Source organism: Variovorax sp. LjRoot130, from assembly GCF_964253755.1.
In the GTDB taxonomy this organism is placed as follows: domain Bacteria; phylum Pseudomonadota; class Gammaproteobacteria; order Burkholderiales; family Burkholderiaceae_C; genus Variovorax.
Window position 1 is genome coordinate 3,808,976 of record NZ_CAXURM020000001.1, and the last position, 26,240, is coordinate 3,835,215.

The 26,240-nt window shown below is 66.5% G+C and carries 29 protein-coding genes; 1 reads left to right on the plus strand and 28 read right to left on the minus strand.

All coding sequences use genetic code 11. From position 1 onward, the window contains the following. Positions 1-18: 18 nt before the first annotated feature. From ACSQ86_RS18885 to ACSQ86_RS18965, 17 genes are all read right to left on the minus strand, one after another. Entirely contained in the window at positions 19-2,055 is a 2,037-nt protein-coding gene (locus ACSQ86_RS18885) for a transglycosylase SLT domain-containing protein (protein ID WP_436309406.1), read from the minus strand. A gap of 67 nt (positions 2,056-2,122) precedes the next feature. Further along, complete coding sequence (locus ACSQ86_RS18890; RefSeq protein ID WP_436309407.1) at positions 2,123-3,532, minus strand: methyltransferase domain-containing protein; 1,410 nt, start codon at positions 3,530-3,532, stop codon at positions 2,123-2,125. After that, a complete protein-coding gene (locus ACSQ86_RS18895; protein ID WP_436309408.1) occupies positions 3,532-4,386 on the minus strand; it encodes a hypothetical protein in 855 nt (284 codons plus the stop codon). The genes ACSQ86_RS18890 and ACSQ86_RS18895 overlap by 1 nt, the downstream gene beginning before the upstream one ends. Next, entirely contained in the window at positions 4,370-5,014 is a 645-nt protein-coding gene (locus tag ACSQ86_RS18900) for a hypothetical protein (protein WP_436309409.1), read from the minus strand. The genes ACSQ86_RS18895 and ACSQ86_RS18900 overlap by 17 nt, the downstream gene beginning before the upstream one ends. A 53-nt stretch (positions 5,015-5,067) precedes the next feature. After that, complete coding sequence (locus ACSQ86_RS18905; protein WP_436309410.1) at positions 5,068-5,637, minus strand: DUF4376 domain-containing protein; 570 nt, start codon at positions 5,635-5,637, stop codon at positions 5,068-5,070. Between the two features lie 4 nt (positions 5,638-5,641). Next, positions 5,642-8,047, minus strand: a complete 2,406-nt coding sequence (locus ACSQ86_RS18910) for a phage tail tip fiber protein (protein WP_436309411.1) — start codon at positions 8,045-8,047, stop codon at positions 5,642-5,644. Continuing rightward, positions 8,044-9,717: a hypothetical protein gene (locus ACSQ86_RS18915; protein ID WP_436309412.1), complete on the minus strand. Its 1,674-nt coding sequence runs from the start codon at positions 9,715-9,717 to the stop codon at positions 8,044-8,046. Before ACSQ86_RS18915 ends, ACSQ86_RS18910 begins: the two co-directional genes overlap by 4 nt. A gap of 3 nt (positions 9,718-9,720) precedes the next feature. Next, on the minus strand, positions 9,721-10,020 hold the full coding sequence (locus ACSQ86_RS18920) for a phage fiber-tail adaptor protein (protein ID WP_436309413.1): 300 nt from the start codon (positions 10,018-10,020) through the stop codon (positions 9,721-9,723). A gap of 11 nt (positions 10,021-10,031) precedes the next feature. Next, entirely contained in the window at positions 10,032-11,354 is a 1,323-nt protein-coding gene (locus ACSQ86_RS18925; protein WP_436309414.1) for a hypothetical protein, read from the minus strand. A gap of 10 nt (positions 11,355-11,364) precedes the next feature. Beyond that, on the minus strand, positions 11,365-11,802 hold the full coding sequence (locus ACSQ86_RS18930; protein ID WP_436309415.1) for a phage tail fiber protein: 438 nt from the start codon (positions 11,800-11,802) through the stop codon (positions 11,365-11,367). 21 nt (positions 11,803-11,823) lie between these two features. Then, positions 11,824-12,387, minus strand: a complete 564-nt coding sequence (locus ACSQ86_RS18935; protein WP_436309416.1) for a hypothetical protein — start codon at positions 12,385-12,387, stop codon at positions 11,824-11,826. Beyond that, complete coding sequence (locus tag ACSQ86_RS18940; RefSeq protein ID WP_436309417.1) at positions 12,384-13,010, minus strand: phage adaptor protein; 627 nt, start codon at positions 13,008-13,010, stop codon at positions 12,384-12,386. The genes ACSQ86_RS18935 and ACSQ86_RS18940 overlap by 4 nt, the downstream gene beginning before the upstream one ends. 4 nt (positions 13,011-13,014) lie before the next feature. Further along, the gene (locus ACSQ86_RS18945; protein WP_436309418.1) at positions 13,015-13,752 is read right to left on the minus strand and encodes a hypothetical protein; all 738 of its coding nucleotides are present in this window, start codon (positions 13,750-13,752) and stop codon (positions 13,015-13,017) included. 87 nt (positions 13,753-13,839) lie between these two features. Further along, positions 13,840-14,289 (minus strand): hypothetical protein, encoded by a 450-nt coding sequence (locus ACSQ86_RS18950; protein WP_436309419.1) that lies wholly within the window; start codon positions 14,287-14,289, stop codon positions 13,840-13,842. A 77-nt stretch (positions 14,290-14,366) separates the two neighbouring features. After that, entirely contained in the window at positions 14,367-15,491 is a 1,125-nt protein-coding gene (locus ACSQ86_RS18955; protein WP_436309420.1) for a N4-gp56 family major capsid protein, read from the minus strand. A 166-nt stretch (positions 15,492-15,657) separates the two neighbouring features. Then, a complete protein-coding gene (locus ACSQ86_RS18960) occupies positions 15,658-16,593 on the minus strand; it encodes a hypothetical protein (RefSeq protein ID WP_436309421.1) in 936 nt (311 codons plus the stop codon). Between the two features lie 120 nt (positions 16,594-16,713). After that, positions 16,714-16,986, minus strand: a complete 273-nt coding sequence (locus tag ACSQ86_RS18965; protein ID WP_436309422.1) for a hypothetical protein — start codon at positions 16,984-16,986, stop codon at positions 16,714-16,716. Positions 16,987-17,128: 142 nt separating this feature from the next. Between ACSQ86_RS18965 and ACSQ86_RS18970 the strand changes: the two genes are divergently transcribed. Further along, positions 17,129-17,722 (plus strand): hypothetical protein, encoded by a 594-nt coding sequence (locus ACSQ86_RS18970; RefSeq protein ID WP_436309423.1) that lies wholly within the window; start codon positions 17,129-17,131, stop codon positions 17,720-17,722. A gap of 31 nt (positions 17,723-17,753) precedes the next feature. Here the strand turns inward: ACSQ86_RS18970 and ACSQ86_RS18975 are convergent, their stop codons facing one another. From ACSQ86_RS18975 to ACSQ86_RS19025, 11 genes are read right to left on the minus strand one after another with little or no spacing between them, the layout of a single operon-like run. Beyond that, positions 17,754-17,981, minus strand: coding sequence for a hypothetical protein (locus tag ACSQ86_RS18975; RefSeq protein ID WP_436309424.1), 228 nt, complete (start codon positions 17,979-17,981; stop codon positions 17,754-17,756). Further along, positions 17,978-18,970, minus strand: a complete 993-nt coding sequence (locus ACSQ86_RS18980) for a hypothetical protein (RefSeq protein ID WP_436309425.1) — start codon at positions 18,968-18,970, stop codon at positions 17,978-17,980. Before ACSQ86_RS18980 ends, ACSQ86_RS18975 begins: the two co-directional genes overlap by 4 nt. Before the next feature lie 40 nt (positions 18,971-19,010). Next, positions 19,011-19,214 (minus strand): hypothetical protein, encoded by a 204-nt coding sequence (locus tag ACSQ86_RS18985; RefSeq protein WP_436309426.1) that lies wholly within the window; start codon positions 19,212-19,214, stop codon positions 19,011-19,013. Positions 19,215-19,225: 11 nt separating this feature from the next. After that, positions 19,226-19,417 carry a hypothetical protein gene (locus tag ACSQ86_RS18990; RefSeq protein WP_436309427.1) on the minus strand — a complete coding sequence of 64 codons (192 nt, stop codon included), beginning with the start codon at positions 19,415-19,417 and terminating at the stop codon, positions 19,226-19,228. Next, entirely contained in the window at positions 19,414-20,199 is a 786-nt protein-coding gene (locus tag ACSQ86_RS18995; RefSeq protein ID WP_436309428.1) for a Gp49 family protein, read from the minus strand. The genes ACSQ86_RS18990 and ACSQ86_RS18995 overlap by 4 nt, the downstream gene beginning before the upstream one ends. Then, positions 20,196-20,909 carry a DUF2829 domain-containing protein gene (locus tag ACSQ86_RS19000; protein WP_436309429.1) on the minus strand — a complete coding sequence of 238 codons (714 nt, stop codon included), beginning with the start codon at positions 20,907-20,909 and terminating at the stop codon, positions 20,196-20,198. Before ACSQ86_RS19000 ends, ACSQ86_RS18995 begins: the two co-directional genes overlap by 4 nt. A 23-nt stretch (positions 20,910-20,932) precedes the next feature. Continuing rightward, the gene (locus ACSQ86_RS19005) at positions 20,933-23,323 is read right to left on the minus strand and encodes a portal protein (RefSeq protein ID WP_436309430.1); all 2,391 of its coding nucleotides are present in this window, start codon (positions 23,321-23,323) and stop codon (positions 20,933-20,935) included. Then, complete coding sequence (locus ACSQ86_RS19010; protein ID WP_436309431.1) at positions 23,323-23,811, minus strand: hypothetical protein; 489 nt, start codon at positions 23,809-23,811, stop codon at positions 23,323-23,325. The genes ACSQ86_RS19005 and ACSQ86_RS19010 overlap by 1 nt, the downstream gene beginning before the upstream one ends. Before the next feature lie 12 nt (positions 23,812-23,823). Next, positions 23,824-24,054, minus strand: coding sequence for a hypothetical protein (locus ACSQ86_RS19015; protein WP_436309432.1), 231 nt, complete (start codon positions 24,052-24,054; stop codon positions 23,824-23,826). 16 nt (positions 24,055-24,070) lie between these two features. Next, complete coding sequence (locus ACSQ86_RS19020; RefSeq protein WP_436309433.1) at positions 24,071-25,543, minus strand: terminase large subunit domain-containing protein; 1,473 nt, start codon at positions 25,541-25,543, stop codon at positions 24,071-24,073. After that, positions 25,536-26,057, minus strand: coding sequence for a hypothetical protein (locus tag ACSQ86_RS19025; protein ID WP_436309434.1), 522 nt, complete (start codon positions 26,055-26,057; stop codon positions 25,536-25,538). The genes ACSQ86_RS19020 and ACSQ86_RS19025 overlap by 8 nt, the downstream gene beginning before the upstream one ends. Between the last annotated feature and the right edge of the window lie 183 nt (positions 26,058-26,240).

Below are 26,240 nucleotides of genomic sequence, written 5' to 3' on the forward strand. Positions count from 1 at the left end.
CTGGATTGATCGGTGGGGTCAGGACGTGCGGCTCGCCGCGGCGAGCTCCTTGGACTTGCGCTGTTCCTTCAGCTTTTCTTGCTGCAGGAAGGCCTGTTGCGCGGCGTTGAAGCGCTGCTCGCCCTCCTTCTGCGCGGCGCCGTCGGAGCGCTGCTTCCACGCGGCCACGTCCGGAGAAAGCTCGGTGCGCGTGCCGCGGTTGAGCTCCGCGACCTGCTTCTTGTAGACCTGGGCCATGGGGTCTTGCGCAGCGAGCGCGGCGGAGGTCCGCGAGGCGTAGCCGCGGTTCTCGCTGGTCTTGTTCGTGCCCTTCTCGGCGGTGGGACCACCGTTGAAGCCGGCCATAGCCTTGTCCCACGAGCCGGTGCGGTCGTAGCTTTCCTTCAGGTGGTACGCCGCGGCGAGCGCCTGCTCTTCGGGGTCTTTGCTGTAGGCGTCGACGCCGTACTTCTTCAGAAACAGGTCGCGCGTAGCCGGCATGAACTGGTACACGCCCTTCGCGCCCTTGGGCGAAACCTGATCGCCGTTGCTGCGCTCGCCCACCGTGCGGATGATCCGCATGACTTCGGTGGGCACGCCCGTCTTCTTCGAGGCCTCCACTTCGGCGCCGTCCCACACTGGATCTTTGTAGCTGTTGGGGGTGTTGCCGCGGCCTGCGCCGCCGCCCTGGCCACCGTTCGCGCCGGCGTTGGTGCCCTGAGGCCGCTTCAGGCCGAACGGGTCCGGGGTGCCTGCATCGCGCTCGATGAACGGCGTGAGCGTCTTGGTGATGCGCGCATTGACGATGGCTTGCCGCTCGAGCAGCGCCTTGGCGTTCGGGTTGTTCACGTCCCACGTGCCATCGGCCTGCGCCTTGATGACCGCCGTGTTGATCGTGTCCGCCTCCTTGCGCAGGCCTTCGACCTGCATCTTCACGGCTGCCGGGATCTTGGCGTTGCGCTCGGCGTCCTTCAGCGCGAGCTCGGCCGTGCGGATCTGCGTTTCGGCGAGCCGGCCCTGGCGATCCTCGGAGCGGTCAGCGCGCGCGGACGTGGTGGTGAAGTGCCGTTCGCTCTGGTCGTAGCTGCGATCGCTGTTCTTCTGCGCGCGCTCGCGCTGGTCCTGCTGGTCGTAGTGCGCCAGGCGCGCCGACGGGTCAATCGTGCGGTCCAGCATCCACGCTGCCTGCACCAGCCCGCGCTCGTCGTTGCTGAATTGCGGCAGGCCGGGGATCGGCGCCGCCTTGCCGTCCTTGTCGAGCGCGGCGTACGTGACGCTCTTGCCGTCCTCGCTGACGATCGGCTGCACCTTCAGGCCGGCCATCGGGCCCGCCTCGGAGTTGGTCGCGAGCTCCGCAAGGCCTGCGTGCCCCTTGCGCATCGCCGCTCCCAGGTCGCGCTTCCAGCGCTGGTCGGCCAACTGCATCTTCTGCAGTTCGCCCTGGCGGTCGCCGCTTTCGATCGCCATCGCCTTCTCAACCTGCCCGGCGCCGCGGTAGGCCTGCGCAACACGCTGGGTCTGCGCCTCGGGCGAGTTCTGCCGGGCGAGCTCGGCCTCTGCCTCCGCTCGGTTCGTGAAGTCCTTGCCTCCCACGCGCAGCGCCAGCGGAGGCGGCGCGGCAGCGGGGACGGTGGCCGTGGCGCCCTGCATGATGCGTGTGGATGCGTCGTCCTGCGCTGCCTGCTGCTGGTCGACCGCGTTGGAGGCCTTCGCAGCCATGGACTGCTCGAGGCGCGCACCCTCCCGGCTGGTCGCCTGCACCGCGGCCTGCGCGCGATCGGACTCGCCTTCTGCCGCCGAGCCCATCGCGCCGGAGAACGCCGAAGCGCCACCCGCAGCCGCGTCGCCGGCCGTCGCCGGCTGCTTCAGCGCCTTCTCGCCGGCCTGCCCGACATCACGGTTGTCCATGTAGTCGGGCTTGAGCACGCCGCCCGCGCCTTCCTCGAGCGCGACCGGGCGCGAGGCGTTCTTCAGCGACGACTTGAGGTCATCCTCTTCGGCCCATGCCTTGCGCTGGCGCGAGCGGCTTTCGTTGCGCCACTTCTTGTTCTCTTCGTCCTCTTCCTGATCGCGCACGATACGCTTGCCGCGGAGATAACCATCGACACCCGCTGCAAGAGCGTTACCCCATCCACCAGCCATATCAGGCCTCCGTTTCGGTGTTCAGCCAGGACATCGAGCGATCGATTTCGCGTCGGATGTCGGCCATGCGTTGAATGAAAACCTTGTGCTCGTTCGGGTGGCGATCGCGCATGTAGGCGGCCCGGCCCTCGTCCCACCAAGCGGTGCAGCCCATGCACTCCGGCGCGCGGCGCGCGCCCGCGGCGTAGAACGGAGCCACCGGCAAGCCCATCTCGGCGATGAACGTGTCCACGTTGTCGGCGCGCCAGTCCTGAAGCGGGTAGAGAACCTCGAAGCCGTCCAGCACGTCCCCGCTGCGCGTCGGCGCCGTGGCGTATTCGTCGTCGCGTTGGCCCCGAATCAGCAGCGTCATGCCGTCAAGCTGCATGCGCTCGTGCAGCGGGTTCATGAGGTTGGCGGCGCAGCAGTCGTAGCGGCCCTGGAGCCGCAGCGGCGCGCCCGACACCATCTGGCCCAGTGCGGTGTTGTCCACGGGCAGGAGGTCGGTGGGGTAGCCCGCCTCCTGGCGGTTGCCCTGCACGTCGGTGACGATGCGCACCAGCTCCACGCCCGCCTCGGCCAGCGCCTGCTCCAGCTGGGCCACGACAGCGCGCGTCTCGGGGAACTGGTCACCGGTGTCGACGTGGTAGACGCGGATCTGCGGCCAGAACTCGCGCAGCGCGTAGAGCGCCGCGGTGCTGTCGCGTCCGCCGCTGAACTGGAAAGCGGCTCGGCCCTTGTGGCGGTGCAGGGTGCGTTGATGGCCGGCGAACGACTCGAAGCGCCAGATGGTCGGAACGAGGCCGGCCATGAGCTCGTCCGCCAGCGCGTCGTCCTGCATCAGCGCGCGCATGCGGTCGACCTTGACCTCCGGCGCGATGGCGAAGTCCAGGTGAAAGCCGGCCTCGGTTGCCCAGGCCTCGAGTTGCTCCGGCGTGTGCGCGTGCGCACCGAGGATCTGCTCGAATCGCGAGTTGTCGCCGTCCAGGCGCGCCATGTCGTTGACGAAGAGCTTGCCGCCCGGCTTGAGCACCCGGAATGCCTCGCGCAGCACGCGCGGCCAGTCGCCGGACTGGCAGATGGCGTAGCTGAAGATCACCACATCGGCCACGCCGTCGAGCACGGGGAGCTCGTGGAAGTCGGCGTGCAGGCGGTCGAAGTCCTCCGGGCAGTGCTCGAGCTGCACCGTGCTGGTGTTCACCAGCAGGAATTGCAGATCCGGCCGAGCCTCGTGCATCAGCCGCGCCATCTCGCCCACCCCGCAGCCCGCATCCAGCACCATCGCGCCCTCGGGCGGGTCGAGCGCCTCGAGCAGCACGGCCACGTGCTCGGCCTCGTTGTCGCCGAACAGGGCTCCATTGAAGACTCGCACGCAGCTTTCCAGCACGCGCGCGGTGGTTTCGTCCACGAGGGACTGGTCAATGAGGTTCATCAGATGACGACTGCGATGGTTGCGACGGCGCCGACACCGGCCGCGGTGGTCGCGTTCTTGGAAGCGGCTGCCGCGCCCTGCTGGCCTGCGACTGCGCCGAACGAGTTGGCCGAGCCGGCGAGGCCCTGCTGGGCGCCCGCATAGCCGGCGTTCATGTTGGCGTTGCCGGCTTGACCGGCTGCCAAGATGCTTTGCTGCGCGGCCATGGCGCCGGCGCCTGCTTGCTGCGCGAGCGCTGCCGTGGTGCCTTGCGAGCTCGCGATGTTGCGGCCCAGGTTCGCGGCGTCCATGCGGCGCGCGTAGCCGATCTGCTCCACGGCCTTCGACGCGGTGTTCGCGGCGCCGGCCTTTATCTTCGCGGCGCCCAGGTCCATCGAACCCTGCATCGCGATGGTCTTGCCGCTGGCCGGGTTGACGCCAGCGCGCTCCATCTCGCGCATGGTCGCGCCACGCTGCGCGGCGATGCTGCGCTCGACGTCGGAACTCGCGGTGGCCGCCGCCGCTGCGCGCTTCTCAGGCGTGTCGTAGGCCTTTGCGTCAGCGACAAGCTCCTGCTCGAGCGGCCGGTAGGTGTTGCGGTAGTCGTCGTTGGCCTGCCGCGTCAGCTCCGTCTGCTGGCGCATCTGCTCGATCTGCGCGTTCGACACTTCGGAGCCGATGCGCTGCGCCTCCGCACGGTCGGGCGCCTCATTGGAATAGACCTGCTTGGCCCAGTCCAACTGCTCGCGCGAGAGCCGGGCTTGCTCCATCGCGGTGTAGATCTGCGCCTGTTGCGAGGCGCCGCCGCCCCCGCCACCGCCCATAGGCGTCAGGCGCATGCCGGCAGAGTGCCGCTGCTCAAACGAGAGAATCATGGGTAGACCCCTTGTGCCGCGTGGGCACGTCGGCGAACGAATCGCCGGCGTGGGTCTTCGTAACCCTGGTGGAAACCGGCACGTAGCCGAGGTAGCGCGCCATGCGGTCTGCCCCGTTTTCAAGCCGGAAGTGGAAGGTTGCCGAGCGCACGCCCAGCGCGAAGATGCAGCGCTCGCCGTACTGCACCAGCCGCAGGCCCAGCAGCCCGCTGCGATGGTTCGGATCCACGTACAGCAGGTCGTCGGTCACGCTGTAGACCCCGCTGTCGAGGTCGCGACCGACGAAAAGCCACAGGCTGCCGACGATGGCGCCGGTTTGGCGGTAGCGCGCGGTGTAGATGACGTGCAGGCCGAGCCGCTGCAGCTCGGTCAGGCGGTCCCAGTCGGTAAGGTCGTTCCGCTGGCCGGGTCGCGTCTCCGCGAGGTAGCGCGCTCGCTGGCCCTCGAGCTCTTCGCGGGCGCTGTTCAGGCGCTCGCACTGGAAGGTGTAGTCGCCGAACTCGCCGCGAGCCCACAGCAAGGGTGAGAGCGGGCTCGCCGGCGATGCCTCGCGCGCAATCGCGGTCGCAAGCTCCACAGTGAGCTGTTCGCCCACGTGCTTTGCCAGGACCAGCGAAAGAAGGTTCATCCGAGGATTTGGCCCAACGGAAAACCGGAAATAAAGGGGGGTCGATCTGGCGCTTACGCGCCCCATACGATGGCCTCGAGGGCTGCGCCGGTCGAGGCCTCAATGCGATCGCGCAGCCGTCGGCTGATCGAGTGCGCGAAGTTGGCGTGAGTCAGAACCCGCATTGCGACCCGGCGAAACTCGTCCTTTGTCAGGCTCACAGCGCTGTTGTCGAGGCGCGTCCACTGGATGGTCCAGTCATCGGGCATATCGTCGAGCACCGCGTAGGTCGCGGTGATATTCAGCGCGGCCGCGGCGTCTGCGTCGAACTGGCCCAGGCCTGGCAGCGTCACGCCGGCAGCGATGAAGGCCTCCCGCGCAGCCTTTATTTCCCTCCACTTGTCGGCTCGGTGCATCTCCGTCGTGCGCTGGCTGACCCACTGGTGCGTGGGCCAGTCGAACGTGTGATAGGGCGTCGGCTGCGCACCGATGGGCACGAATGCAGAGCTCGAAGCGTTCCACCAGTGCGCCGGCGGCGCGAGCTGCTCGATCACGTCGCCGGGAATGAGCTGCACATCGGTGGTGGTGCCGCTGTTGAGCACCTCGCCGTGGTCGCCGATGACGCTGTAGGGGAAGGTTTGCATGGTGTCAGCGCTTGAAGATGAAGGCCATCAGGTTCACGGTGGTGTTGAAGGCATATACCGTGTAGGCGCAATTGGCCTGGAGGTGATGCGTGCCGGGGCCGAGAACGAGCTGCGCGAAGAGGTTGGAGCCGCCTGTGTACTGATAGCCGAAGGTGATTTGCTGCACGTTCTGAAAGTCGGCGACGGCGGAAGCGGTCAGGGTCAGGGTCCGCGTTGCGGCGTTGATGTCGCCCACTTGGCCCACCGCCACGACGTTGCTTGCGCTGTAGGAGGCGAACAGCGCAATGTTCCACACCTCGCCGGCCGGGATGCCGAAGATGATGTTGGCTTGGTTGTTGCCTGCGTTCTGAAGCGCGAACGTGACGGCGCCCTGCTGGATGTTGCCCGTGCTGATGACGTTGGGCTGCACGATGCTCATGACGCCGTTCACGACATTGAAGCCTGGCGCATAGACGTTGCCGGCCGAGTCGACCTGAAAGTAGCGCCCGGTGTTCGCATTGCCCAGCAGCAGCCCTGGCGGGCCGAGGTAGAAGCCGCCGCCGCCATCGGTCGGCCATGCGTAGCCCGCGAAGCTGCCGCCTCGCAGTGATCCCGCGTAGCAGTCGCCCAGGATGGCATTCAGAGCCGCGAGACTCGGCGTGGTGATGCCCTGGGGCGTCACGCGCGTGCCGATGCCACTAGGGCTGTAGTCGCTGAAAGCGGTCTGAGAGGCCCGCGCCGCGCCGACGAAGGGCGCCACGATCATTCCGTATGAGTCCGCCGAAGAGAGCGTCGTCTCTTTGACGATGCGCAGGCGCCCGGACGCGGCGTTGAGGGGCGCGGTGCCGAAGTGGCCGATGCGCTTGAAGACGTCGAGGCGCTGCCCGCCGACGGCTTCCTGATTGTTCGTGACGCGACCCGCAGCGTCGGCCGTGCGGCTGATGACGTTGTTGCTGGCGTCTCGCCACTCGAAGTCGGTGTAGATCTGGCAGCGGTGCGCGCCTGAGTAGACGCTCGCCTCGTAGCGTCGGCCGGGGAAGACGGCAAACGGAGCCTGGATCAGCATGTAGCCGTTCAGGGTTGCGCCGCCGCTGTTGAAGCCGATGCCTTCCATACTGGGAGGCACCCACGTGGGCAGGTTCGCGGTCAGTCGATAGATGCGCTGCACGCTCTCGTTCGAACCATATTCCCAGCCCGCGGGGACCGAGATAGTGCCGCCCGACTGGTCCACCATGGTCGAATTTGCCAGCAGGTTCGCGCCGGCGCCGACGTTGAGCTGCTGCGCGCTGACCGAGCCGCCCGGCAGATCCAGCGTGCCGTCGGCGCCGAGCCGGAATCCATTGCCGTTACCGTCGTAGTTGGACGACTGCACCGCCGTGGCGGTGACCAATATGCCGCCCACCGATCCGTTGCCGATGAAGGCCTGCCCGCGGAAGATGGCGTTGTTGAACTCGACGTTGCCCAGGCCATTGATGCGCCAGCCGCTCACGGCCGCGACGTAGCCGGTCGACTGCACGTATTGCCCGACGGCGATGGAGCCGGCAATGAGCTTGTCCGCGCTCACGTTGGCAATCTTCAGGTTGTCGATCGCGCCGTTCGCCACCTTCAGGTTGGTGATGGTCCCGTTCTGAATCCAGCCGTCGGAGAAGTAGACGCCCGCGGGCACCACCACACCGCCCACGGTGATCGGCGCCGAGACGACGCTGAAGAGCGGCGTGCCGTCGGGCGCGGCATCGTTGGTCACGTAGAACATGCCGGCGCGCACCGCAAACTTGGTGTATTGCGCGGCCGAATTCGTCGCAGCCTGGGTCAGCGCGTTGATGAGCGTCCGCACGTCCTGGCCCGTGGTGGCCACCAGCCCGTTTGTGCCTCCCTGAGCCGCATCTGACTCGACGCCATCCTTCGTCTGCCACTTGATCCATAGGTGGTAGGTGGTCGCCGGGTCCGTCGGGTAGGCGTGCACCGTGCCGGCGAAGCTGGTCAGCAGCACCGCGTCGGAGAAGACGGGTACGGCCGGGCCGGTGCGCTTCACACCGTAGACATTGGTCACGCTATGGCCGTGGCCCTGCGTGTAGGTCTGCGGCGCGCACTCGATGAAGATGCTGCTGAGTGCGGCGCTGACCGCAAAACCGCTGGGCGTCGGAGGCGGCGTCAGGTCCGGCTCGTAGGTGACGCCGGGAATGATGACGGTGCCGCCGCTGCCGGGGCTCGTGATGATGGTGTTGATCCCCCCGATGGGGTTGCGGCTCTGCCCCATCAGGTAGGTTTTGCTGACATCGATCAGGCCGGCAGCCGCCAGATCCCGGACGGTCACGCCGCGGTCGAGCTTGTCCCCCTGCAGGCCCATGTAGGTCTGCACCGCCTCGCGGATGCTGGCGACGATATTGGCCGACGTGCCGGTCGGCAGGCTCTTGCGGGTGTCGGGCTTCATGCGTCGGCGAGCTCCCCGTAGCTTGTGGCGACGACAACCGACTGGACCGCGTTCACGCTCGACACCTCGAGTTGCCAGTCCGTGGCCAGGACATCGCCCGGCAGCCGGAAGGCTTTGCGGTTCTGGACGGTCTTCGTGTAGCGCAGCGTGGTCGCGGCGGGCGCGGTGAACACGCCAGGGCGCGCGGCCATGCGCGCCACCACAACCGCCGGGTCGAGGTTCTGCGCCTCCCAGTGCAGGGTCACCGGGAAAGCGTCGGCCAGCACGCGCGCGCCGGCGAAGCTCGCATCGCGCGTGCGCCACACCTTCGAGCGGAAGGTGGCGGTCAGGAGCTCGCCCGCGTCCCACTTCTTCACGCTGGTGCCGTCGACCACGTAGAGCGCGTCTTGCAGCTCATCGAAGAAGAGCGCGTCGTAGCCCTGCTCAAGCCAGTAGATGCCGCTCGGTTGCACGGGGTCGATCACGAAGCCCTTGCGCACGCCGCCATGCGTGTAGAAGCCGATATAGAAGCCCTCGTAGCTCCCGCCCACCAGCGTCTCGGGGTTGATCGCCTGCCAGTCGTCGCGGGTCATGATGCCCGCGGTGATGATCTTGGGCCCGCCGCCGCCGAAGTAGGCGAGCCCGTCCTCGCAGGCCCAAACGACACCGTGGCCCAGGCTCGCGACTGATCGCGGCGCGATGCAGGCCTCCGCGAACTCGAGCGGTTCCTCGGTGAGGGCATCGGGCGAAGATCCGGACACCAACACCGGGCGCGCGGTGGTCAGCACGAGCAGCGATTGCCCGAAGCGGCCCAGCGCCACGGCCTGGGCGTCGGGAGGCATCGTTTCGTAGGGGACGGGCCACGCATAGGGCTTGTAGGCCACGCAGTAGCGCACCGAGCCCTTCACGATGCCTGCGGCCATGCCGTTCCACATCGGCGTCAGATAGGTCATGTCCGGGTCGGGCGGCAGCCAGCCGTCGGTCGCCATCACTTCGCCCAGCGCGCGGCCGTCGTCGGTCGTCGTGTCAAGCGTGCTCACGATTTCCCGCAGGAAGAAGAACTCGGTGTCGCCGGCCTGGCCGGTCTGCGTCCGATAGATCCGGATGCGGTTGATGCCGTAGGGCCCGGCCGGTGGCGGGCCCAGGTCATCGATGGTCCAGGTGGCATCGGTCTTGCCGCTCACGGGCAGCGAAGGCGGCGCCGGCGCGCTCTCTTCGCCCTTGTCGGTCACATAGGTGTACGTGTAGTAGCGAATCTCGGTGTCTTCGGCCACGCCGGCGGTCAGTGCCACGAGCGTGGGAGGCGCCACGGGCACGGGCACGCCGAGCGCGCGCCACGCATTCGGATAAGGCGTGCCGGCGAGCGCGATGGTGTTGTCGGTCTGCTTCGGGAAGCCGTCGCCCGTGTAGAAGGTGCGCTCCGTGGTGTCCTCGGTGATGAAGCCGCGCATGGCGTGCACAACACCAGTCCACGAAAGCCAGTAGTTCGCATCGCTCGCCACGTCGCGGCCCATGCGGTAGATGGTCTGCCGATCTGCGGGGATAGTCGCTACGCTCGCCGGCGCACGCCACGGGCGCAGGTCACCGCGGCCGGGCTTCTGGTTCAGGGACTGCACGCCCAAGGTGTCGGGCAGCAGCTTCGGATGCACCGCCTGGTTGGCGCCGGTGAAGCCTGCGAGGGTGAGCTGCATCGCTCAGTCCTCCTTGATCTTGAGGATGAATTCGTCCTCGAGCTGGCGCCCGCCCTCGGTGGTCGCGAAAACCGTCACCTTGTAGTCGTGCTTGTCGGTGCCGCCCGCGAGCCACACCTTCGAGCTCAGATCCGTGGAGGTCACAGCGCCCTTGATGAGCGCGGTGTTCGTCGGGTCGGTGATGCACGCGACTGATGCGCTGGCAGCAATGACGCGATCACCCACGGGCATGTCGTCCGAGTAGTTCACGTCGTAGTCCCAGGTTTCGCCGGGTTGCTTGCGCTGCTTGCCGAGAATTGCCATGTGCTCTCTCCTTAGCCGGTGCGGCGCATCACGCGCGAGGCTGCCGGCCGATTCATCGTTCGATTGGTGGCCGGGCGCCGCATGATTCGCAGCAGCGCGGCCGGCGTGAGTGCGCCGCCAGATCCGGGCTGATCGATCCCTTGGCCATCGGCTCCGAAGATCAGCTCGAGCACAGCCGTGGCGACACCGGACAGAACCAGCGTGCCGAGGGCTTCGGTGTCGGCGGCCGCCTCCATGTCGAAGGCAGCCGATACGATGGCGCTGGACGTGGCATCGAGGTCCGCGCCGGCGTCGATAGCACCCACGGCCGACGCCACCGCGCCGCCGTCGAAGAGTGCTTCAGCGGCCGCTTGGACAGTGAAATCCGCCTCTGAGCTCGCGATGGCGTTTGACTCGAAGGAGGCTTGAAGGTCGGCAGCCGCAGCCCACACCGCGGAGCGGATGGTGTTGCCCACGAACGCGGTCGACGCGCCACCGCTGACCGCGGCCACAGCGCTAGCGACGGCCGTGGCGATGAAATCGCCGGTGAGCTGGCCCGACGACGCGGTGAGGTCGCTGCCCAAGATCTTGGCGCCGTCTCCGGTCAGCGTGCCGTCGGCGCTGATGGCGCCCACACTGCCCAGTATCTTGGCGCTCTCCATCGCCTCGCTGACGGCAGCGGTAATGGTCGCGTCCGCTTCAACGATGTTGCCGCCTGCCGACGATTTGATGACGATGATGAGCAGCCCGGTCTGCATGCCGGGGTTGGGCCGCTCGAAGGAGACGGTGACTGGCGTATCGGCCGACGTGTTGCGCGCAGCAACAGCCAGCGGCCACCAGCTTCCGGTGTTCGGCTCCTGGTCCACGATCGTGAACGGGGAGCCGACCGTCGCCGCAGTGGTGCCGCTCGCGTTGTGCGTGAATGCCCCGATCACGAGGTTATCGGTCTGCGCCAAGTTGGCGCCGCTGGTCGTCAGCGCGTAGGGCGTGGCGTCGTCGGGGCCCTGGTTGTAGGCGCCGGTATCGTGTGCGCCGGTGGTCAGCGCGCCCGAAATCTCCATCAGCACCATCACTGGGTAGCTGTTGCCCGACATTGTGGCCGACGCGGTGTGACCGGCGCCGCCAGTGCCGTTGACGCAGATCCACCCGCGCAGCAAGTTGCCCGCGTTGCTGTTGCCGCTGCCGCAAGCCGTGTAGGTGTTGCCCTTGTTGTCCGTGGGCGTGGACATCAACCCCGTGTCGCTCGAAATGATGAGGAACGTGCGACCACTCGCAACGGTATTCATCGCTGCGGTGGTTACGGTGGTTCCGCCGCTGGTCCGCCCAACGCTGGATTGCGCGACCGAAGCGACCATGCCCCAGGCCTTACGAGGTCAGGACCGTGATGACGCTGGTCGACTTCACGCGCGGCGTCACGCCGTTGGCAACCACGATGTTGGGCGTGAGCGTGCCGCGCAGCAGGATCTTGGTCGCACCGCTCGAGGCGATGCCGACCGACACGTGCGTGACGGTGCCGCCTGCGCCGGCGGTCATCTCGCCGAAGTCGATGTTGGCGGCCGGGCTCGCGGTGTTGTTGGTCACCGACCAGCCCACGGCCGTGCGCACGATTGCCACGCGCGCATAGCCCGTGTAGGCAATTTCGTTAGTGCTCTGCGTGCCAGCGGCGCCGGGGTCAGCGGTGTGCAGCGCGAGGTACAGCGAAGTCAGCGGCGAAGTGACCGCGTTGTCCGCGATGTTGGCGATGGCAACCGCCTGAAGGACGAGCTTCAGAAGGTCGTTCGCGAAGGTGGCATTGAAGGACATGGGCTCTCCCTTGGGTGGTGGTCAGAAAAGGTTTGCTCGAGCGCGCGGGCGGATGGCCGCGCTGCCGCGCCACAGATCCGTCTTGATGCGGGCCATGCGGTTCTCGAAGTCGCCGCGCTTGGCCGGGTCGCTGGTGAGCTCTGCCACCGCGCCGAGCGCGATGGTCTTCACGTAGCGCGCGAAGATCACGTCATCGATCCCGGTGGCGGTTTCGCCTGGCTTGATGGCGCAGCGGATGACCAGCGGCAGACCGGCGCCCACGCCCTCCGAGAAGGCGATGGCGCGGCCGTCAGGCGTGTAGACGTAGCGGCCGCACGGGGTCGCTTCACCCGGTCGCCACGCGGGGTAATCCTGGCCGTTGAACTTGGCGCTCTCGATGCGCACGAGCTCGACGCCCTGGTCCAGCTCGAGGTCGTAGGTCAGCACGCCCTCCTGCGTGATGGTGGGGTCCAGTTCCACGATCCAGGCGCGCGTCTCGTGGCAGAACTCCTGCGCGGCGCGCAGTACTGCGTGCTCGGCGATCGGCTCGGGCGTGCCTGGCGCGGAGAGGCGCACGTCACGAAGGAAGTTGCTCCAGGGCTTCATTTGCGTGCGGGCCGCGTGGCCTTGTCGGATTCGGACTTGCCGGTGAGCGCGTGCATGAACGTGGCGATGGCGTTTGCTGCGCGTTCGGCGTCCGGTGCCACGTCGCCGTCCTTCGCCCATGCGCGGTAGCACACGAAGTCGATCAGCGCGCTCTCGAAGAGCTCGGCGCTGACCAGATCCACGTCGGAATCGAGCGTTGCGCAGTCGGTGGGCAAGAGGGACTGCAGCAGGCGCACCTTCATGCCGGCCGATGCGGGCGGGTAGACCTCGAAGGCCTTGGGCGCGTTGGCGTCGAAGGTGTAGTGCTTGATCGCGGTGCCGGCACGCGCGCTGTACCAGTCCGGATCGAACTCGTTGAGCTGGTCACGGGGCACGAGCGTGATGGTGCGGCCGCCGACGTTGCGAATGACGTCGAGCACGCGCAGGCCGGTGGCGCCGAGGGTCTGCTCCACGCCCGCGACCAGCGTGTGGTCGACGGTCGAGGATTTCGCATCGGGCCGGACGGCCACGATCTGAAGCTGGCCTCCGTTCAGCCAGCCCAGCAACTCGGCGTCCGTCCACCGCACCTTGTCGGGGTCGTTCAGCAGGACTCGAGCCTGGGTGATGACGCGGGAGGCCTTCATCGCATCAGGCCGCGGCGGTGAGGGCCTTCGCGACCAGCAGGCGCAGCTCGCCCACCTTCACGCTGTTGCCCTTGGGGAGCTCGATGCCGTTGGCTTCGGCGAACTCGCGCACCTTCGGGCCGCTCATGGCGCCCAGGTCCAGCGTGTCGCCCTTGTCGTTGGTGATGACCAGCGGGTTGGCTTCGGGCTGCGGCGCCGGTGCCGGCGCGGGGGCAGGAGCCGGCGCAGTAGCGGCCGCGGTTTCGGCCTTGGCCTTCGCTTCCTCGGCTGCCAGGATGAGCTTGGTGACCTCGCCCTCGATGAGGGCCTCGCGGTCGTCCTCGTCGTTGAGGTTCCACTCTTCGCGGTTCATGCCGCTGCGGGCGAAGGCGAGCTCCACCACCTGGGCCTGCGTGAACTCGGTACCCAGCACGTCGAAGGTCGGCGGCAGCGTGTCCGAGCCGATCAGAACCTTGTCGAATTCCTTGTCGGCGTCGTCGTCATCGTCGTTGCCGCCACCAGGCGGAACAGCGGGCGCGGCAGCCGCCACGGGCGCGGCGACGGGCGATGCAGGAGCGGGTGCAGGTACGCCCTCGCCGGTGTACTTGGTGTAGGCCTCGCCGATGCCGAGCAGGCGCTCGACGGCGCGCTCATCGGTGACTTCTGCGACCACATGGCCGGCAGAGTTAGGGACGAAGTGGAGGTCAGCGCCGAAGAGGTTGACGACGGCCTTGTCGTTGCGGCGGTAGGCGTGGATTTGCATCTTGCAGTCCTGGGTTGGGGGTTGAGGTCAAGAAAAAGGGGGCCACACCGCTGCGGCCCCCTTGCACACGAACCGGGGCGGTGCGGGTTATCCGCGCACGTGCAGGACGGCGGTCACCGTCTTGCCGGCGCCGGCATAGGTCGCAAAGCCCGTGGTCACCTTCAGAGCGAGGCGACGGGTCGTGGTCTTGTCCGCGGCTTGGTGCGCGCCGGTGGCGGCGCGGGACACCGAACCGTTGGCAGTGCGGCCGAACGTCAGGCCGGCCTCGTAGACCACGCCCAGGTCGGTGCCGCCCGCGTTCTCGCTACCGAGCGAGAAAGCAGCCGTGGGTGCGCCGTTGCTGTCGATCTGCGGCGAGAAGATGTCGTAGTCGACGAGCTCCACACCGGGCGGCAGGTCGAGCAGCTCGAGCAGATCGCCGACGACGGGTGCAGCGGCCGGGAGGACGAGGGTCACCGGGATCTGCATCACGGTGGCGTCGACGGGTTGCGGAACCGACTTCTTGCCGGTCATCACTTCGGAAAGGACTTTTGCCATTTCGGGCTCCTGAGATTGGGTGGTGTGTGGCGATCGCGCCGATGCGACACCCCCGCTTGCGCGGGGGCGTCAGGTCATCAGGCGTTGGGATCGACGATGGCGGTGTCCATGGCGATGACACCGAAGTCGCGGACGGTCACGCCGTCCTTGGACTTGTAGGTAGCCTTCTTCACACCCATGATCGAGTGCGTGCCGATGGCGACGGAGTTGCCGTGGTCCTTGGTTTCCTCGGTCCAGCGATAACGGGTGCCCGTCTCGTTGTCACCGAACGCCACCATGGCAGCCTGGGAGCCCAGGAACAGCGCGCGGGCTGCGGCGATGTTGGTGCCTGCGCCGTAGTCGCTGAAGCGGATCACGTTGCGGTGCTTGTGCAGCACGACGTCGTTGTACATACCCAAGGCACCCGAGAAGATCGGGTTCTTGTTGCCTTCGGCAGCCGCTGCGGCCTTCTGGATGTCCAGCCAGCCACCGGTACCAGCGTCCTGGCGCATCGCGTCCGCTTGGAACGTGTGCATCAGCGAGATGTAGTGGTCACCACCCTCGATGGACACAGGGATCATCGAGAGCTCGTCGGAGCCGTCGCCACCCATCGTTTCGGCCTTGGCCACGGCCTTGTCGATCAGGCGCAGCTTGAAGGTGTCACCGATAACCAGCGAGGCCTTCGACGTGGCCGCGCCACCGTACATCTGGTGCTGGGCGTCCGGCGCGGTCAGCGGGTTGACGTTGAAGATGGGGTTGCCGGCGCTCCACACCATGCCGCCGCCCGAGCCACGCGAGCCCGAGAGGTAGATGAAGTAGAGCTCGTCCTGCAGCCGCTTCCACCAGTCGGTGGACACGCGCTTCGCATCCTGGCGCAGGTTGCGCAGGGTGCGCTTCTTGGTCATGCGCGAACCGAGGTCGGCACCACCGCGAACTTGGTCGATGCGCAGGCGGTCGGTGAAGTACTTCAGCGCCTGCTCTTTGCCGTCGAGGGTTTCGTCACCCACCAACGGCTCCATGTTCATGGGCATGAGCAGGTCGACCGTGACCTCATCACCCGCGCCGGACTCGAGGTCGTCAATGCGCTGGATGGGGAGGCGGGCGTCCTTGCCTTCGCCGATAAATTTCTTGGACCAGTAGGACGCTTTGTTGATGGCAACAGCCATCAACGAGGCCCACTTTTTGACTGCTTGAGGGTCGTTGACCCCGATCAAGGTACGCACTTGACACGCTCCTTGCCGACTCTGCGGCGTAGGTAGCGCGTCTTGCGCATAAACCTGGGACAACCCCCAGTGGCTGGGCCTGCTCCCGACTCAATGCGTCTGCGGGCCCGACATCGAGAAGCCTATAACAGACTCTTCGAAAAGCAACACCCCTCGAACTTACAAACTACCAGCCACGCGCTTCTTTGATAGCTGCTTGCACTCTTGAAAGCGCTGCGGCAGCACGCTCCATGGTCTCGATAGTCTGCTGGCGCAACTTCGCACTGCTGCCCTCGAGACCGAGCTCAAGCCTGGCCAGGTAAAGGAATTCTTCTGCCATCGCGAACAGCTTGTGGGTTTCTGGCACGTGGTAGGCGATGAATGCATCCTGTAGCTCCGAAAGCTTCCGCCTTTTCTGATCCAGCGCTGAACTTGCTTGGTGCACTGCACGGTCAATTCGCGCCTGGTCCTCCGGGGCGGCTGTTGCTCTATCGACCTTGCCGGTATGGAGAACTCTTTCTGCATTCTCCACATCCGTTTTGGCTGCCCCGATCGCCAACATGCGCTCCAACAACGCAAAGAACAGCTCGTTGACCTCAGAGTGCAGTTCGCGAGCCTGATAGGCAGTGTCAACTTCGCTCAGCAGCCATGTCTTCTGCACATCGCCTGCGAGGTCATGAAGCGGCTTCATACCTGCCACACCGTCGGGCACACCCTTCCGCGGCATCTCAGCAAACATTGCCTGGGTCTTGATGTAGTTCTCCACCAAGCTGGCGTACACGTCCTTTCGCGCCGCCATCAGGCGCGCGCGCTGGGCTTCGTCGCTGGCGTGCTGGCGATCGATCTTTGCCTGCTCGGCGGCGTTTTCCCGCTCGATCTTTGCTTGCGCCCTGCTGTTCTCTCGTTCGTCGTTTGCGAGCTCGCGAGAATGATCGCGCTCACCCTTCACTATCTTGGCTGCCTGCCTGAGTTCAATGAAGCGGATGAGGGACGTGACCAGCACCGTGACCGCAACACCCCCGAAAGCCACCGTGGCAGCGAGGAACGTGGGATTGTCGAGCAGTGGCTGCTCAACTTTTGGTTCCGGGGTGAGCTGGATTGTCAGCGCTGTGGTCTGCGGCATCGTGGCCGTGGCCGACGATTGCGCTGCCACCGCTGATGGCGGCGACGATGGGACGGAAGCAGGTTGAGCGGGCGCCGAAGCACCCTGCGCCGGACTGGCGACTTGAGCGATCGCCACGGGCTACACGCAGCGGAATTGAATCTCTGCGGATGCGTAGGTGCCGATGCCGGCGCCTTGCGACGTCGAGCTGACCGGATCCACCTTCTTGCCCTGCTTGCCGCAGAACTCGGCGGCTTCGCGGAAGAGGTCGGCTTTGACCTCGCCGCCGTTGTAAGTGAGCATGCCGCCGAGCTTCGAGCTCATGTACACGCCGTTGCCGATGGGCTGTACGCCGGTGGTGCCGCAGCCGGTGAGCACGGCCGCTGCGAGCGCGACCATTGCGATTGCTTTCATGGGACTCTCCTGTGATGTTGTGTGCGCGCCCTCCTGGCGCCCGCGGATTATGGCGGCCACCGTTGAGGCCATGCACTCACTTCGAGAGCCCTCTGTTGTCTACGCACGAGGCGTCGTTGATGAGTGACATACACTCCCGCCGATGGACAGGAACACCCTCATCGCAGAGCTGGCTAAGGCCGGCGCTTGGCCAGCAGTGGCCTTATTGGCACTCCTGCTTTTCAGAAGGAAGCTTCGAGATCTCGTTGATCAGATGTCAGAGTTCGAAGTATTCGGAGCAAAGGCTAAGTTCAACCGAAAGGTTGAACTGGCCGCGGACGAGACCATGCAGCTAGCGGTGGAAGAGAAAATCCCACTTGCGCCAGAACATGAAGCTCCAGCCGCCGAAGAAAGGGTGCGAGAGCAACAGATCGTCAACGAGCTGCTGATGGTAGGAAGTCCCGCAGCGGCATTCGGGATTGCAAGAAGCCATCTCGAGCGGACGTTGATCAACAGTTTCACCAAGGCCACAGGTCAGGCGCCGGGTCTACTCGTACCCATAGATGACGTGATCGCCAGGCTTGAAGTTGACCGCTACATCACTGCGCGCATGCGCCGAAACATCAGAAATCTGCTGGAACTCGGTGGCAAGGCGATGCATGAATCGTTCAAGCCGTCTGTTGAAAGCGCCCGGGAGTACGTCACCGCTGTTCAGGCGATGACGACACTGATCGAGAACCGGGCACTGCTGAAGTGAACGAGATCGCGACCCCTTAACGCCCTGCTTATCAGACCCAATCTTGCGTAGGCGGTGGTGCTATGCCTTCGGCGATTGCCGCCGTTGAGTCATTAGCTGCAGTTCGCGGCTTGTCGACCACCACGTCCTGCGCCAGCGTGAGGCGCAGGCGTGCGGTCTTCGGCGAGTTGCCGTCCAGGCCGAGCACAATGCGCCCGTTGTCGAAGGACAGGCGCTCGCCGATGCGCAGGTTGCGGATGAGGGTCGACGTGCGGCTCATGCGTCGAGGTACCGCTCTTGTTGCTGCGGCGTCATCTTCGCGAGCTCGCGCTCGAGGTCCGCGGGGTTGTCGATGCCCTCGAGGTGCGCGAACTCGCTGGTGATGCGCGCGTCGGAGGCAACAGGCACGCCGGCCAGGGTCGGCGGGATCTTCGAGCGATCGGCGGGCGGACGCGGGCCCGCTGCCGTCGTGGTGGTCGACTTCGGCGCGACGGGTGCCGGCGCAGGCGCTGCAGCGGCCTTGCCGTGGCGGCGCAACATCAGGGCCTTGGCCTCGTCCAGCGCGCGCTTGCTGGCCGCGAGGTTCCCGGGCACGTCGGACAGGCCATCCTCTTCTGCCTCCTGGGCGAACAGGCGCACGGCGCGGTCGAACTCGCTCTTGAGCTTCTCGTCGCCCTTGCAGTCGAGGCCTGCTGCCTTGAGCTCCTTCTGCGTGTCGCGCAGATCCGCGTTGTAGTCGCGCATCATGCCGGCGCGCTCGATGCTCACGGCGGCTTGGTCGGACGCTTCGGCACGCAGCAGGGCGTCGAGCTTGTCCTGCACCCGGTCTTCGACCGCCTGATACTCGGCCTGGGTCGTCTCGCCATCGAGCAGCTTCTGCATGGCCTCTGCCTTCTCGGCGCGCAGGGCCTTGCGCTGGTCGTCGATGTCAGCCGGCGTCGAGCGATGCGGGGGTGCATCGGGCTCGGCCTCTTCCTCGGCAGCAGCAGCGCCCTCGGCGCCAGCGCCCTCGCCTTCCTTCGGCGCGGCCGGTGCGGCAGCGGGCGCCGGAGCAGCGGCAGCAGCCGCGGCGGCCGCCTCTTCATCCGGATCTTCCTCGCCGTCGCCCGGCACTTCCTTCGCGGCCTTGGCGGGCGGTGCGTCGTCGCGCGGCGCAGGCTGGCCGAGCTCGCGCGCAATGTCGCCGTCGGTGTCGTCGGCCTCGGCAGCCAGCAGGGTTTCACGTTCAACGGCGCTCAGGCCGCGGAGGTCATCTTCAGAAATTGCCATCTTGGGCTCCTATGGTGATTGGGGAACGGGGCACCGCGACCTATGCGCGGGCTCCCTTGCGTTCGGCCTTGCGGCGCTCGACATCGGCGTTCCACTGCGCGATGTCGGCGTTGTTCGGCTTGTGGCGCTGCACCGGATCGATGCGACGCCGGGTCGTGTGCGAGCCACGGGTGAAGCCAGCCGAGGGCTGCATGCTCGAGGTAGCAACGGCAGCAATCGCAGCCATGGCCAGGATGGCGGACATGCGGCTCGACTTCATCCCTTGTCCTCGGCTTTCATTGCGAACTCGAGGCCCACCAGCGCAAGCGCGATGGGGCCGGCCGGCTCGTACTTCGCGACTACCGCGCGGAGCTCCGCAGCGGCAGCGCCGACAGCTTGCTGGGCCTCTGCGGGCATCTGCCCGACCGCGCCCAGCAGCATCAAGTGATTCGCCATCACCGCGGTCACTGCCGGTCTTCGTACTGGCTTGCGGCGATGTCCACGCGCGCTTGGTCGGAGATGGCCTGCTCGTGCAGGCGCTGCTTCAGGAGGTAGCCCTCCAGATCCCAAATCTTCGCCTTGGCGTTGGCGTATGCCAGCCGCTGACCGATGGCCGGGTCGAAGTTCGCCGGGCTGGCGCACGCGCTCTGCCCGGTGACGGTGAAGCCGTTCTTCAGCACCAGCACGCAGAACGTCAGCAGCCCGAGCGGGCCGCGCGGCTCGGGGGTCGACACCGATTCGCTGTTGAGAACCTCGCGACCGTAGACGCCCTCATCGGCCGTGAAGTAGTGCGTGGAGGCGATCACGGCATCCAGGCCTGGGACAGTCACGCGCGGCGCGACGGCCTTGCCTGCGAGCTCCTGCTCTGTCACGGGCTGCGGGGCATGCACGAGGTCGTAGGTGACGGCGAAGATGTCGGGCTTGCACGGGTACATCTCGCCCTTCACGCCCGTGATGATGAAGTCGCCAGGGCAGACGATGTGCCCGCCCTCCAGCGTGTCGATCCAGCCGTGCTCGTGCATGCGAACGCCACAGTGCTTGCAAGCGCTCTCGCCGTCGACATCAGGGTGGCGGAAGTAGCGCACCACCGAGCCCTCCCAGCCGTTGGCCTTGCGATCGGCGCCGGTGAAGGTGCGCAGTTCGCCTCCTTCGAGCCCTTGCTCGTCCTTGGCATAGTCCTCGGGGTGGTCGCCGTTCTTGAACCACTGTGCCGCCTCGATGACGACGGGCTTTTTGCGATACGCGCTCATTGCACCACCACCCAGTCTTCAGCCAGGCAGTCGTTGATGCTCGGCACCCAGGTGCTGACCGAGCCCTCCACCGTCTTGAGCGCGAGGTAGGCGTTGTAGGGGACCATCGCGCCCTCGCCGAAGTGCTCCTTGGCGGCGCCGGTCTGCGCTGGATAGGACGCGGGCGGCACGAGGTACACGAACATGCCCTTGCCGTTCCAGCCCACGCGAGCGACCTTGACGCCCTCCTTCAGCAGAGAGAGCGCAACACCGAACTTCAGCAGCGCCTTCGGCTTGTCGAGAGCCTTGGCCGTCGCGGCTTGGTCGAGCGCGTCCATGTGCTCGACCCACTCGGCGCGGCCCTGCGGCGGGTTGCGCGCGACCTCGATGGCGCCGGGCTTCAGCAGCTCGGCGAGCGCGGTGGCCACCAGCGCCTTGATGTCGTCCGGCTTCGCGGCTTGGCCCTTCTGGAAGGGCATCCACTCGCAGTAGGCGCCGTTGGGGCGATCGCAGTCGCCTTGCCAGAGCTCCACGCTGGTGAACGCATGGTGATTGCCGGCGTGGTCCGTCACGTCGAGGTTGACGCAGCGGTCGCCCCACACGTACACGATGCCCGCGTCCATCGGCGCAGCCGGGTTGTGGCACACGAAACCCGACAACGCGGTGCGAGGGTCGGGGGTGAACCAGACTCGCCGGCCGATGGTGGGAATGATGACCTTGTTTTCGCTCATGGCGTCTTGCCTTTCAGGGGGAATCACTGCGGGGGAAGCGCGGCCGGGTCAATGGCTGCGGGTGGGGGCGCGTTGTCGGCACCGGTCAGCGTCTCCATGCCGCCCTGCGCGCCTTCGGGCGGGCTGGGGGCAAGGGACTCGGGGGGTGCGCCTTCGGTCGGCGCGGGGAGCTGCGGCTGCGGCGGGGTGATGGCCTGCGCCATGGACTCGGAAGCAGGGATGCCGCCCGGGTTCTTGTCCTCGAGGCCTGCGCTCTTCGAGATTTCGTCGGCTGCCGGGACCACGCCGGGCACCTGGGCCACGATCTGAGCGGCCTGCAGCGCGCTGTACATGGACTCGACGCGCTTGAGCACGCTCTCCACGTCCATCTTCGCCATCTGCGAGCGCACGAGGTCGATGTCCGCCTGGATCTTGCCCAGCGTGGCCTTGGCCGTATCGGTGGCGAGCTGCTCCTGCTCCTGCTGCTTGGCGATCGTGGCCTCTTCGACGGCCTTCTCTTCGGGCGTCGGCGGCTTGCTCGGGTCGCGCTGGCCATTGAGCTTGCGAATGCGCGCCACCCACTCGTCTTTGTCCTTCAGATCCGCCGTTTCGACGATCAGGTCCAGCACGTTGAGCACCACCTGGGGCGCGAACTGGGCGATCTTTCCGAGCAGGTCAAACATCTGCTCGAGCGCAGCCTGCGCCATGGATGCGCGGTAGTCCTGCGTGTCGATGTGGAAGTCCGCCTCGCGCGCGGTCACGTCGTCGAGGATCTGGCCCGTGCCTGGGTCGAAGCGGTTGATGGTCAGCCACTCGATGGGCTTGCGCGTGCCCACGATCCGGATGGCCTTCTCTTCGGTGTAGAACTGCTCGATGTGCGAGAGGCGCAGCCGGCCGGCCTGGCGCTTTGCGAGCAGGTAGTTGTCGAAGAGCTCGCCGGTGGTGAGGCTGCCCTGGTCCTGCTTCAGGCCGATGGCCTTGCCGGACTGCGCATTGGTGTCCTGGCCCAGGTTCTCGTTGGTCACGCCGCCCACGTTGCGCAGGAGCAGGCTGTCCTGCGCCGCCAGCTCGAGATTGCCCTGGTAGTCGCCCACCGGCTTCTCGAATTTCAGATCCTTGCCGACGTTCTTCACGATGATGCCGTCGGGGCGCGCCGCCTCCACGCGCACGTCCTCGATGTCGTCCACCGCGCCGTGGTCCATGACGATGCGGTTGGAGCTCAGGGCATACAGCGCCTTCGAGCGGCGCTTGTTCAGGTCGTCCTGAATGTCGCGCATGCCGCGCATCGGCCCGTAGGCGAGGCCATCGCGCGCGCGGCGGTAGGCATACACGGGCACCAGCAGGAAGCGGCCATGGCGGAAGGGGCTCGCCATGTCGATCATGGGCGCCGCCTTCGTGGCGATCATCACGCGCATGCGCATCTTGACCGCTTCGTAGATCTGCGTGCCGGCCTGCAGCGCCTCGGCGTGCACCGGGTCGTCCGGGTTCACCACCTTGCCCTGCAGCTTCGACTGGGCGAACACCTTCACGCGCTGGGGCACCTTGTACCAGCACTCCAGCAGCTCGACGCTGCGCCGGCGCGCGTAGTCGAAGTAGCCGTTGCGCGCCATGTAGGCCGCGCGATCGCCAAAGCCGTTCAGGTTCTCCCCTGCCCACTCCGTCTCGCTGGCGCCGGTGAGCTTTCGGCCCAAGTACCAGATGTCGTCGCCTTCCTGGTCCTCGTCCATGCGCCCGGCCATGGCGCGGAGGTGCGCCTCGTGCTTCGGCAGCAGCGCGATCGCATAGTCGAGGTCAATGACGCGGCGCCGGAACAGGTAGCGCGCATCCACGTTCATGTCGATGTTGCGGCTGTGGCTGTCGCGGTAGACGTTGCGCCAGTCCTCCATGCCCGAATAGATGATTTCCTGCTCGGGGTCCGGGTTGATGCCCTCTTCCATCCACGACAGGCCAGCAGTGGAGGCCTGCTTGAAGCACTTCGAGTGGTGCCACTGGGTGAGGTTGGCGTCGTCGGTGAACTTGATGAGCTTGGTCTTCAGCTCGGCACCCTGCTCGTCGTCCTGCTCGCGCGGCAGCACCTTGTAGTCCTTGCGCATGCGCTTCTCGGTGCCGCTGATCCAGTCGATGGTCTGCCGGCTCTCGTTGAACACGAGCGGCGCCTGACCGCGGTCCATGAGCGCGCGCGCGTCCTCCGGGCGCCACTGCAGATGGTCGTAGTAGTCCTCATCGATCTGCATCTGGATGCGCTCTTCGGCCTGGCGCTCCGCCTCGTACTCCAGCAGGTCCATGAGCACGTGGTGGCGGTGCTGCGTGCCGGCGTCGGGCGTGCCGTCCTGCGGGCTCGCGGCTTTGATCGACTGGGTGAGGCTGTCGCCCTCGCCACGGGCTTGGCCTTCGGCCGGGGGAGCGGAGACGGTGCTGGAAAGATCGTCAAACATCAGATGACCTCGCTGTGCAGCGTCTTGCCGTTGTTGCGCGCCGTGACCTCGATACCGAGGCGGTGGCGCTTGATTTCGAGCGCGGGGGGCTGCTCGAGCGGCATGAAGATCAGGTCAGGCATGGCCTCGATAACCAGATCCATCATTCGGTGCTGCGCGGCCTTGTCGTTCTTGTCGAAGCCGAGCGTCTCGCAGGCATCACAGACGCCGCGGAAGAAGTGGAAGGTGGGCTTTCCCTCGCGCGCGCCGTACAGGTAGGCGTAGCGCTGCGGGATCACGTGCGCGCCCACCTCGAGGCGCCGGAAGGCGTGGTGCAGCACCATGCAGGGGATGGGCCCGTCCTCGGGGAAGTTGGGGTCATGGGCCTGCAGGTCGAGCCATTGCAGGCTGCACACCATGTCGCCCTTCTTGAACTCGCGCCACGCGCGCGCACCGCTCAGGTCGACATAGGGCGTGCCGCTGGGGCCAAGTAGGGATACGTCGCTCATCCGGTGGGCTCCTTAGTGGTGGTCGACAGGCAGTGCCCATCCAGGGAAGAGGCGGTTGTGGGTCAGCTTCCACGCGAGCTCATCGCTGCGGCGCTGCTCCTGCTCGCTGGCCTCGAGCAGCCGTTGCTCTGCGTCCTGCGGAAGGGGCGGCATGGGCAGGCGCAGCACGACAGGCCGGTCGAAGGCCGACGGGGGCACGGCTGGGGTGCCGCGTAGGTGTTGCTCGAAGTAGGTCACGGTCATTTCATCGGCTTCCTGGTCACGCCGTCCTCCATGAGCCCGAGCGCGTGGCATCACGCTGGCGCGGCTTCACGCGGGCGAGCTGCACGCCGGTCTTCACGAGGTAGCGGGTTGCGTCCATCAAGTGGTCGCGCTCTTTGACGATCCGGCCCTTGTCGTCGCGGCGGTAGATCCGGTATTCGTCGATCCAATTGCGGCAGCTCTGGAACACCTTCAGGCGCCCGGTCGACATGCGCTCCCACACGTCGTAGAGGCCTGACTCCACGCCGTTGTCGGCCATGGCGATGTTCAAGCCCAGGTCGGTGTACGACTGGAAGAGCTGCTCGCCGTCCTTCTGCTGCCGGCCACGGCTGGCGGGGTCGATCGCGCCATGAATCCAGTCGCCGCGGGCCTTGATGCCGGCCACGTGCACACTGGGCTCGGCGTGGGCGCGGTAGTGCTCGCTGTAGAGGTACAGCACGTCCGCTTCGCGGTTGAGCGCACCCCAAATGGCTGCCGTGCGGTTCCAGCCCACGTCGAAGCCATAGGCTCGAGGCCAGTAGTCCGGCAGCGCCATGTCCGGAATCACGATGTCGGACTCGGGCACCGGGTAGATGGCGCCAGATCCGAGCGCGGGAATGCCCTTCGTGCGCGCGTCCCGCTGGTGGGGCATGAGCTTCGACAGCAGCTTGGCCTTCGCTACCTCCGAAAGGTGGGGCACGTCGTCCCACCCGCACTGGATCACGTCGCGGCTGATGGCCGGCTTGTCGGGGTCGTTGCTGGTCAGAGCCTGAACGAGCGTCGTGAGCCCGTTCAGCGGCGTGAAGGTCAGCATGGAGATGCCGCCCGTGGTCAACAGGCGGACCTGCCCCTCTTCGTACACGTCCTCGGGGCACTCTTCGTCCGGCCAAAAGACGTCGAGCTCGAAGCCCTGGAAGATCTTGCGGCCCTGCACGTAGCTGCGCAGCCAGAGCTCGCTGTTCTCGCCGCTGACGTGCTTGACGGTGATCTTCTCGACGGCGCCAGGCACGCCCATGCGCTTCGTCCAGCCGACGATGCAATCCCCGGGGATCAGGCCGGTGCCGTACAGCGTCTCGTCGGTCGTGCCGCCGAGCATCTTGTCCTGAATGATGTCCCGCGTGGTGTCGTGCGTGTCGCCGCTGGCCAGGGCGCGGATGGCCCGGTTGAAGCGGCGGCCGCGCCACCAGTGCGGATACTTGCCCGTCAGGTGGTAGGAGAGCTCGGTGCCGGCCGCGACGGTCTTCCCGACGCGGTTGCCCGCCATGAACACCCGTTCGTCGTTGATCGCGCCCGACAGGAAGAACTCGAGGTGTCGCGGATAGAGCTCGCGGCGAAGCGGGCCCGTGTCCGGGAAGATCGATTCAATCAGGCGCGTCTTGCGCCGGCGCTCGAGCTCATCGATCAGGCCGGTGAGCTGCAGGCGCTGGTCGGGCGTCAGCGTCGTGAGGTCGAATACGCCGCGCTGCGGCGTCGGTGCGGCCAGGCTAAGCATCGTCGCTCGGCCCCTGCTGCTGCGGCGTGACGCTGCCCACGTGCACACCGAACGCGGCCAGACGCTCGATGAGCTGCTCGTCGCTCATGGTCTTGTGATTGACCGTGCCGCCCAGCTCGATCTTGTCCCCGTAGGTGCGCGGCTTGAGCTTCGAGGCGGTCCATTTCCGGGCATCCACGCGCAGCTTGTTGCGGGCCACGGCGGTCGCATCGAGCACGAGCTCTATGCGGTTCCCCTTCATCACCGCGACCACTTCCGCCTCATCCGCGATCGCCACGATTTCGTCAGCAATCACGTCCGCCCGAGCCTCGCGTGCGTGCGCGTACATCTCAGAACGGGGCGGGTCGCCGTTCACGAACCCCAAAAGCGTCGTGTAGTTGATCCCCCTCTCGTCGCAGAAAGCGGCCATGTGCCCGCCCTTGACGATGAAGGTGATGAAGTCGTCGTAGCTGGCCGGCATGTCAGCCTTGAACTGCGCCCACGGCGACAGCGGCTCGGGCTGCGGAATGACCATCAGAGCCCGCCCTGGTTCCGGCTTTCCTGGAACTTCGGGGGTCTGCTGCGGCTCCGCAGAGGCTGCTGGCTGTGGGGACGCCACTCGCCACTTCGTGGCTGGTGGCGTGGCTGGTGCCGGTGCTGGTGCCTTGGCTTTGCGGCTCTTCTTGGCGGGGGTGACAGGCTTCTTGGGGGATGGCTT